The organism is Streptomyces sp. NPDC101234 (assembly GCF_044767525.1).
Lineage (GTDB): Bacteria > Actinomycetota > Actinomycetes > Streptomycetales > Streptomycetaceae > Streptomyces > Streptomyces sasae.
The window spans coordinates 1-1,437 of record NZ_JBIWOA010000115.1 but is presented as its reverse complement, the minus strand read 5'-3'; the positions used below and the strand labels follow the sequence as shown (position 1 = coordinate 1,437).

The 1,437-nt window shown below is 68.9% G+C and carries 1 protein-coding gene; it reads left to right on the top strand.

From position 1 onward, the window contains the following. The first annotated feature begins 56 nt into the window (after window positions 1–56). Entirely contained in the window at window positions 57–1,334 is a 1,278-nt protein-coding gene (locus ACIRR9_RS55975; RefSeq protein ID WP_403769828.1) for an IS701 family transposase, read from the top strand. The last annotated feature ends 103 nt before the right edge of the window (window positions 1,335–1,437 follow it).

Below are 1,437 nucleotides of genomic sequence, written 5' to 3'. Positions count from 1 at the left end.
CTAGTAGGACTCCGTTAGGTCTGTCTCGCGGCACTGTTCGGGGGCATGCTGGAGGCGTGGACGCACATGAAGTGAACCGTGCTCGGGCGAAGTTGGCGTTATTCGTGGCTGATGTGTTCGCCTCGGTGCCGCGCAAGGATCAGCGGGCGAAGGGTGACTGCTATCTGCGGGGGCTGATGCTGGACGGGCGGCGCAAGTCGATCCAGCCGATGGCCCAGCGGCTGTCGGACGGCAACGAGCAGAACCTGCAGCAGTTCGTGAACCAGTCGACGTGGGATCCGGTGCCGGTGCGGCGGCGGATCGCGCAGCGGATGGCGCCGCTTGTGAGCCCGGATGCCTGGGCGGTCGATGATGTGTCGTTTCCCAAGGACGGCCGGATGTCGGTGGCGGTCGCGCATCAGTACTGCGGAGCCCTGGGCAAGCAGGCCAACTGCCAGGTCGCGGTGAGCGTGCACGCGGTCTCCGACACCGCGTCCTGTCCGCTGCAGTGGCGGCTGTTCGTGCCTGAGGAGTGGGCCGACGATGCCCTGCGTCGGCGCAGGACGGGGATTCCTGAGGAGGTCGGGCATCGGGAGAAGTGGCGTCTGGCGCTGGACACCATCGACGAGCTGGCTGGGTGGGGCCTTGTTCCGCCGGTGGTGGTGGCCGACGCCGGCTACGGGCAGAACGCCGACTTCCGCGACGGGCTGAGCGAGCGGGGCATCGGCTACGTGGTGGCGATCCGCTCGGATGTGACCGTCCACCCGCATGATGCGGTGCCCACGGCCCCCGCCTGGTCCGGCAACGGCCGCAAGCCGCAGCCCCGCTACCGCGGCAAGCCGTCCGCGGTGGCCGCGGTGGCCGCCCGCCACGGTCGGCAGGCCTTCACCGAGGTGACCTGGCGGGAAGGCTCCCGCGGGCCGATGCGCTCGCACTTCCTGGCACTGCGGGTGCGGCCGGCGGGGATCAAGTCCCGACGCCTTGCCCAGGCCGCCGCCACCGCACGGGACGGCTCCTGGGACGGTGCCCTGCCCGAGGTCATGCTGCTGGCCGAATGGCCCGCAGGCGCCGAAGCACCCACCGACTACTGGGTGTCCAACCTGCCCGCCGACACCCCGATCGCCGAGCTGGTCCGCCTCGCGAAGATCCGCTGGCGGATCGAGCACGACTACCGGGAACTCAAGCACGGTCTCGGCCTGGACCACTTCGAGGGACGTTCCTGGACGGGCTGGCACCATCACGTCACCCTGGTCACCGCCGCCCACGCCTTCCTCACCGAACAGCGCCTGTCCCCAAAAGCCGATACAGCGGACTCACCCTCTACCAGATCCTCGACACCATCCAGGACCTGCTGAACTGCTGGACCGGCACCTGCACCACCTGCCACCAACCCCTGCCCAGAACAACCCCCACCAGCCAGAACCCGAGAGCCAGAGCAACTTAACGGAGTCCTACTAG